Origin of the sequence: Streptomyces sp. NPDC059853 (genome assembly GCF_042731495.1) — a bacterium.
Lineage (GTDB): Bacteria > Actinomycetota > Actinomycetes > Streptomycetales > Streptomycetaceae > Streptomyces.
Map to the genome: position 1 here is coordinate 1 of NZ_JBHWJL010000271.1, position 7,146 is coordinate 7,146.

Here is a 7,146-nt window from a genome sequence, read left to right on the forward strand (position 1 = left end):
GCTCTCGGCGGGGCAGGCGAACGGGATCTCCGGGTCCCCGGGCGGAGCGGCTGCCGAGCGGCGCACCGGGCCCGTCGAGATCATCTCCAGATAGATCCGGTCGAACGCCGCCACATTCCGCTCGATCGTGAACAGCTCCAGCGCACGGGCGCGCGCCGCCGCGCCCAGCCGTGCCCGGCGCGCCGGGTCCCGCAGCAGCGCCACGCAGGCGTCGGCCAGGGCCCGCGGATTGCGCGGCGGCACCACCAGGCCCGTCCCGCCGATCACCTCGCACACCGAGCCCACCTCGGTGCACACCGCCACCCGGCCGCTGAACATCGCCTCGATCAGCGTGACCGGGAAGCCCTCCACGGCGCTGGAGAGCACGAACACGCTGCCCGCGGCGTAAGCGGAGGCGAGCGTGGGCAGTTCGGGGCCGCCGATCTCCTCGAAGGAGACGGGGCTGACGCCCTCGCGGTACGGGTCGTCCGACTCGGCGGGGAAGAGCTGGGCGGCCATCGTCCGGCAGTGCGCCAGATACCCGGCGTCCCCCGGCGCGCCGCTCACGATCCGCAGCCGCGCCGCGGGCTCGGCCCGGCGCACCTCGGCGAACGCGTGCAGGAGCCCGACCAGGTCCTTGGCGGGCGCGGCCCGCCCCACCCAGACCAGGGTCGGCGGCGCGGGCGGCGCCGTGCGCGCCGTGCCCCGCCGGGCCGCGCGCTCGGTCTCGCCCTCCCCGACGGCGAGGAACGGCCGTGCGTCGAGGCCCGGGTAGACGGTCCGCAGCCGGTCCCGGTCGGCGCCGCAGCGCTCCTGCCAGCGGCGCACATGGGTGTTGCCGGGGGTGATGAGCGTGGCCCTGGCGTACGCCTCGCGGGCCAGCCGGGCCTGGAAGGACGCCAGCAGGGCGCGTACGGGGGCGCCCGCGGCCGAGGGCGGCACCGCGTGGGCGGCGCGCGCGGCGCTCGCGGCGCTGCTCAGATAGTGCTCGCGCAACCGGACGCCGTACTCGGTGATCAGCAGCGGGGTGTCGAAGAAGTGCCGCGCGAGCAGGCCGGGCAGCGCGGCGGGGCCGCCGCCCACCGCGTGGCACAGATCGACCGCCGCGAGCCCTTCGTCACCGTCGGGGCCGGAGCCGTACCAGTCGAGCGACAGCGGGCGCAGCGCCCGCTCCAGGCGCTCGGCGACCGCCAGCAGGTCCGGTACCTGCGCGGCGTGCACGGCGCGCGGGGCCCCGGGTGCCCGGCAGGCGGACTCCAGGACCCGGACGGCCTCCTCCGAGCGCAGCCAGCCGCTCAGCCCGCCGAACTCGACGGCGGTCCCGGCCATGCCGTACAGCCCGGCGGCGAAACGGTCCGCCTGCGCGGCGGCCCGGTCCGGCGCCGCCGTCTCGCCCCAGCACAGGGCGGCGGCCAGCTCCGCGAAGTGCTCGGCGTAGCGGCGTCCGAGACGGCGCGCGGGCCGCCCGGTGCCGCCGGAGCGCGGCGGCTGGCCCCACAGCGGGGCGGTGCGCACCCGGCGCACGTTCGGCGGCAGCTCCCGCCAGGGACCCGAACTCTGGCTCCGTCCGCGACTGAGCGCGCAGACCTCGAACTCGTGCCGGGCCAGTCCGCGCAGCAGTTGGTCGCACCACGCCACGGACTCGCCCTGCGCGAAGGGGTATCCGCCCTCCGTGAGCAGCGCGATACGCACCGGCGCACCTCCCCTGGATGCCTGGGACTCGGTTGGACATCAGCGGGAAGACGGTATGTCCGCAGGAGCCGGGCACGACGGACGGTTGTCCGCCACACCACCAGAAGGGGTGAAGAAACGTGACTTTGAATGGAGTTCAGTCGTTAGGCGCGGACCCGGCGTCGTTCTCCGGGTGCGGCCAGGGGTTGGGGGTGCAGGTCAGCCCGTTGGTCCAGGTGAGGAATTTGGTCTGCTGCATCATCACCGGGGCCGGTGCGCCCTCGGCCGAACAGCCCACGTGGCCGTAGCCGATCCGGTGCCCGACCTCGTGGTTGATCAGCATCTGCCGGTAGGCGTGCATGTCGTCGCCGTAGGTCTCGGCACCCTGGGCCCAGCGCCAGGCGTTGATCATGACCCGCTCGGTGCTGGCCGAGTCGCAGGAGACGTTGGTCGCCCGGATGTCCAGCCCCGACTTGTCGCACCACTCGGCCGTGGTGCCGGGCGAGGCGAGTGTGATCACGAAGTCGTAGTCGCCGGAGGAGACCCGCGCGAAGCCGCGCTCGCCGTTGTTGCCCCAGCTGCGCGGGTCGCTGAGGGTGCGGTGCACGGCCTCCGCGAACAGCTCGGGGTCGAGTCCGATGCCGGCCTCCACGTCCACCCGGTAGCGCAGCAGGGTCACCGCGTCCGGATCGGCGGCCGGTTCACTGCCGCCGACCGGGACCAGTTCGCCGCCGCCCGTCAGGTCCGGGTCGAGCGGGAAGCGGCTGTCCATGAGTTCGTCGTAGCCGAGTTCCGGGTCGGGCTCCGGTTCCCGCTCGGGGGTGGCCCCGGCCCCCTCGCCGCCGGAGGCGCTCTCCCGCGGCGACAGGTCCTGCTGGCCCAGGTGCGGGCGGCTGTCGCCCGCCCCGTCACCGCTCACGGCCGCCGGGCCGTGCGTCTCGCCGGCGACCACCACGGTCAGCACGGCGGCCACCGCCGCGGCGGCGGCCCCGGTGACCGTACGGCCCCAGCCGCCGGACCGCGCCGCCCGGCGGCGCGCCCCGCGGTGCCGCCCGGCGCCCGGCTGCGGCCGGTGGGCGGGCTCGGGTTCGGGCTCCCGCCCGGCCCGGGGCTCCTCCGGCACGACCACCGGCTCCGGCTCCGGTGCCGGATCCGGCTCCTGGTCCGGTGCCGCCGCGGGGCCGGGCGCCCGGCCCCGCTCCGCCACCGGTCCCGGCTCTCCGGGCCCCGCGCTCTCCCCGGCCCCGCGCGGCCCCGGGACCGGCAGCGGACGCCCGTACTGCTCCGCGCTGAAGGCGTCGACGTACTCCTGCCGCGGCGCGCCGGTCCCGCCCGGCCCCCCGGGGGGTGCGGGGGCGGTACGGGCGGCGTCTTGGCGGTCCATGCGGCTCCTCAGTGGTGGCCGTCCTCGTCAGGGCCGGCCGCGGTTTCGGCCAGCAGTTCCCGGAACACGTCCGCCACCACGCCCGGGTACTCCATCATGGCCACGTGTCCCGCGTCCGGAAGCAGGACGAACCGGGCGTCGGGAAAGGTCTGTTCCGCCCGGCGCGCCGAGCGGGCCGACACCAGCTTGTCCCGGCCCCCGTACACCAGCAGCGTGGGCGCCAGCACCCGTTCCGCCTGCTTCCACAGCGACTGCTGCCCGCCCAGCGTATAGGCGTTGACGAGTCCGCGCGCACTGCGCCCGAGCGACTCCCAGAAGTACGGCAGGGCCTGGCGCCGCTCGAATTCGGCGACGGCGGCGGCCAGTTCCTCCGGTGCTATCCGGTCGGGGTCCCCGTAGGTGAGGGCCAGCACGTCCCGGGCGCGGCTCGCCGGGGGCAGATCGCGGGCGAGCCGGCGCAGCAGGCGCGCCACCCCGGGCGCGGCGAGCAGCGCGGTGGGCAGCGCCGTCCGCGGGACCCGTACCTCCGGGAGCGCGGGCGAGACGAGGGTGAGGGTGCGCACCAGGTCGGGGCGGAGCGCGGCGACCCGGGTGGCGACGGCGCCGCCGAGCGACTGGCCGATCAGGTGGACCGGCCCGCGTCCGCGGGCCGCGACCGCCCGGATGACGGCGCGGGTGTGCGTGTACAGCGAGTAGTCGCGGTCGGCCGGGGGCGGCGAGGCACCGTGCCCCGGCAGGTCCACGGCCAGGCAGTCCACGTCGCGGTCCACCCGCGCCATCAGGGCGGACCAGTTGCGGGAGGAGCCGCCCAGGCCGTGCACGAAGAAGGCGGGCTCCAGCCCGGCCCGGTCCCCGGTCCGCCCGCGCAGCGCGAGGGTCATGCCGGCGCCGGTGGCGGAGGCGGGGAGCGCGAGGAACGACGAGGTCTCGCCGTCCCGCAGCTCCATCGAGACGTCGGTGCCCAGGTCCGGCGGCCACGGCGCGGGCGCGGACGGCGGCGACGGCCTGGTCGGCTCCGAAGCGTTCCGCGTCCGGGGCTCTTCGGTGGATGGCATGGCGCAATATTACGAGTCCGCATCGTGGACGCCCCCGCCCCCGTTCGCCTTCTCCGCCATCGGCTCCTACGCTGGGAGACGCTCAATCGGTCGTCCCGGGAGGTGAGGCCTGATGGCTGCTGATCCACGTGAGCCCGGCGGGCTCGACGAGTTCCTGGCGGAGCTGGACGAAGAGGAGAGCGACGCCTACGGGCGCGGGCGCGCGTCGTCCGACCCCGAGGCGCCGGAGGCGGACGCCGCCGAGCAGCGGCTCGAACTGCTGCAGCGCCGTGACGACCCGCTCACCGCGCGTGAGGTGGACGAGGTGGATCCGGCGGACGCGGCGGAACAGGCCCGGGTGGTGGACCCGGGTGACGAGGAGTACCCGCCCTGAGTACGCACCGCGGGCGTGATGTCCGCCAGGTGAAATCCTCCGGCTCACGCGGGCGGGGGCCGTTGCCCCGAACGTACGATGGCCAGTCGGAGCCGGTCGGCACGACCGGTCCGACCGACACGGACCACTCACCGGGAGGCGGCGTGAGCGCCATCGAGCAGACCGAGGCTCGGCCCCGCGGCACCCGCTTGCCGCGCCGGGCCCGCCGCAACCAGCTGCTGGGGGCGGCCCAGGAGGTGTTCGTCGCCCAGGGCTACCACGCGGCGGCCATGGACGACATCGCCGACCGTGCCGGGGTGAGCAAACCGGTGCTGTACCAGCACTTCCCGGGCAAGCTCGATCTCTATCTGGCGCTTCTCGACCAGCACTGCGAGGCGCTGCTGCGGTCGGTGCGGCAGGCGCTCGCCTCCACGCAGGACAACAAGGAGCGGGTGGCCGCCACCATGGACGCCTACTTCGACTACGTGGAGCACGAAGGCGGCGCGTTCCGGCTGGTGTTCGAGTCGGATCTGACCAATGAGCCGCAGGTCCGCGAGCGGGTGGACCAGGTGTCGCTGGACTGCGCCAAACTGGTCGGCGCGGTGATCGCCGAGGACACCGACCTGCCGGAGGAGGAGTCGATGCTGCTGGCGGTGAGCCTGTGCGGGATGGCGCAGGTCACGGCCCGGCACTGGCTCAGCTCGGGGCAGCCGGTGCCGCGCGAGGTGGCGAAGTCGCTGATCGGCGCGCTGGCGTGGCGGGGCATCGCGGGCTTCCCCATGCAGAACCCGTCCTCGTCCTGACGCCGGTCCCCGCACGGCCCCGGTACGTCCCCGGCCCGGTCCCGGTACGCCCGGTACGGCGGCTGTTCGCTGAGGGCGTGGCCCACCGCGATCCGGCCCCGGGGGCGCCCGGATACGCTGTGCGGGTATGCCTGCGGCGCGGACCATCGCGCACGACAGCACGACAGTGACCAGCGGAGGGACAAGCCGTGGAGATCAAGATCGGCGTTCAGCACACGCCGCGCGAGATCAGCCTCGAAAGCGGGCAGTCTGCCAAGGAGGTGGAAACCGCGGTCGCCGAAGCGCTCTCCGGGGACAGCAAGCTCCTGAGCCTGACCGATGAGAACGGCCGCAAGATTCTGGTCCCGGCCGACCGGATCGCGTACGTCGAGATCGGCCAGCCCGCGGTGCGCCGGGTGGGCTTCGGCCCGCTGTGACCCACTCCGGCCGGTCCTGGTGACGGTGCGGTGAACACCCGCTGAACAGCGGATACGGCGGTCCGGTGAACTCCCGGGCCGCCGTTTCGCCGTCCGTCACCGGTGGTAGGACCGCAAGGTGATCGTGCTGACGTTGCTGTCGATGATGACCGGGCTCGCGGTCGCCGCCGTGGCGACCGGGCGGCTGCCGCGCCGGGACTTCCCCTACCGCGCGCTCACCCTGGCCACCGGTGCGGTGGCGGGCCCGGTGGGCTGGGCCCTGAGCCATGCCGTGCTCGGCCCGGGTGCCGCGCTGCCGGGGCTGGCCGCCGCGGCGGTGGTCGCCGCCGTCCTGGTCTCGCTGCTCGCCCGCCCGGAGGCGGGCGCCGCCGCCCGTCCGCTCCCCGGACCGTCAGCACCCACCAGCTGAGCGGGGCTTACAGTGGGGGAATGCCCGCCACCGGTACACGCGCCGGCGCCCCCGCCACGAGCCCCACCGGGGCCACCGGTACCGGCACCGGCCTCGCCACGGCCCCCCGCCTCGACATCGCGCTGCTGGCCGTCGCCGTCGCCGGCATCTCGCTGTCCGGGCCACTGATCACCGCCATCGCCGCCCCCGCCCTGGCCATCGCCTTCTGGCGCAACGCCGCGGCGGCCGCCGCCCTCGCCCCCGCCGTCCTGCTGCGCGGCTCCCTGCGCCGCGAGGTGCGCCGCATGGGCCGCCGCAACCTCGTCCTGTCCGCCCTGGCCGGCGCCGTCCTCGCCGCGCACTTCGCGCTGTGGCTGCCCAGCCTGGAGCTGACCTCGGTGGCCTCCTCCGTCGCCCTGGTGACCACCACCCCGATCTGGACCATCCTGCTGCTGCGGCTGCGCGGCCACCGCCCCCCGGCCGCCGTGTGGACGGGCGTCGGCATCGCCTTCACCGGCGCGCTGCTGCTGACCGGCGTCGATCTCACCGTCTCCGCCCGCGCCCTGGCCGGCGACGCCCTCGCCCTCGGCGGCGGCATCGCGGCGGCCGTCTACGTGCTGATCGGCGCCGAGGTGCGCCGTACCACCAGCACCACCGCGTACACCTTCGTCTGCTACACCACCACCGCCGCGCTGCTGCTGCCCGTGTGCCTGATCGGCGGGTCCGCGCTCGCCGGGTACTCCGCCGAGACCTGGCTGAAGCTGCTGCTGCTCACCGTCACCGCCCAGCTGCTCGGCCACTCCCTGATGAGCCGGGTGGTCAGCAGCCTGGGCCCCTCCGTGACCTCCACCGCCATCCTGCTGGAGACCCCCGGCGCGGCCCTCATCGCCGCCGTCTGGCTCGGCCAGCGGCCCGAACCGGCCGCCTACCCCGCGCTCGCCGTGATCCTCGCCGGTCTCGCGCTCGTCATCCGGGCCGAGAACGGCCGCGCCGCACGCGGCGCGTAAGGGCGGTCCCATCACCCCCGGCGACCGGCGCACGCTCCCCCGGCCCGGCGGGCAGCGCGCGGCAGCCCTTAAGCTCACCCCCATGCTCCTG

At 75.5% G+C, this 7,146-nt stretch carries 8 protein-coding genes; 5 read left to right on the forward strand and 3 right to left on the reverse strand.

Features of this window, described 5'->3' with window-relative positions; all coding sequences use genetic code 11:
- The 3 genes from ACFV5N_RS22360 to ACFV5N_RS22370 form a co-directional block, all read right to left on the reverse strand.
- On the reverse strand, window positions 1–1,671 hold a 1,671-nt coding region (locus ACFV5N_RS22360; RefSeq protein ID WP_385602674.1), incomplete at its 3' end, for a DUF3492 domain-containing protein.
- A 136-nt stretch (window positions 1,672–1,807) separates the two neighbouring features.
- Window positions 1,808–3,034, reverse strand: coding sequence for a DUF3152 domain-containing protein (locus tag ACFV5N_RS22365; protein WP_385602677.1), 1,227 nt, complete (start codon window positions 3,032–3,034; stop codon window positions 1,808–1,810).
- 8 nt (window positions 3,035–3,042) lie between these two features.
- The gene (locus ACFV5N_RS22370; RefSeq protein WP_385602680.1) at window positions 3,043–4,089 is read right to left on the reverse strand and encodes an alpha/beta fold hydrolase; all 1,047 of its coding nucleotides are present in this window, start codon (window positions 4,087–4,089) and stop codon (window positions 3,043–3,045) included.
- A 112-nt stretch (window positions 4,090–4,201) separates the two neighbouring features.
- Between ACFV5N_RS22370 and ACFV5N_RS22375 the strand changes: the two genes are divergently transcribed.
- From ACFV5N_RS22375 to ACFV5N_RS22395, 5 genes are all read left to right on the forward strand, one after another.
- Window positions 4,202–4,462: a hypothetical protein gene (locus tag ACFV5N_RS22375; protein WP_385602683.1), complete on the forward strand. Its 261-nt coding sequence runs from the start codon at window positions 4,202–4,204 to the stop codon at window positions 4,460–4,462.
- Between the two features lie 143 nt (window positions 4,463–4,605).
- Window positions 4,606–5,244, forward strand: coding sequence for a TetR/AcrR family transcriptional regulator (locus ACFV5N_RS22380; protein ID WP_385602686.1), 639 nt, complete (start codon window positions 4,606–4,608; stop codon window positions 5,242–5,244).
- Between the two features lie 188 nt (window positions 5,245–5,432).
- Window positions 5,433–5,660, forward strand: coding sequence for a DUF3107 domain-containing protein (locus ACFV5N_RS22385; protein ID WP_385602688.1), 228 nt, complete (start codon window positions 5,433–5,435; stop codon window positions 5,658–5,660).
- A 124-nt stretch (window positions 5,661–5,784) separates the two neighbouring features.
- Window positions 5,785–6,069, forward strand: a complete 285-nt coding sequence (locus ACFV5N_RS22390; protein ID WP_385602691.1) for a hypothetical protein — start codon at window positions 5,785–5,787, stop codon at window positions 6,067–6,069.
- A gap of 20 nt (window positions 6,070–6,089) precedes the next feature.
- A complete protein-coding gene (locus ACFV5N_RS22395; RefSeq protein WP_385602694.1) occupies window positions 6,090–7,055 on the forward strand; it encodes a DMT family transporter in 966 nt (321 codons plus the stop codon).
- Window positions 7,056–7,146: the final 91 nt, after the last annotated feature.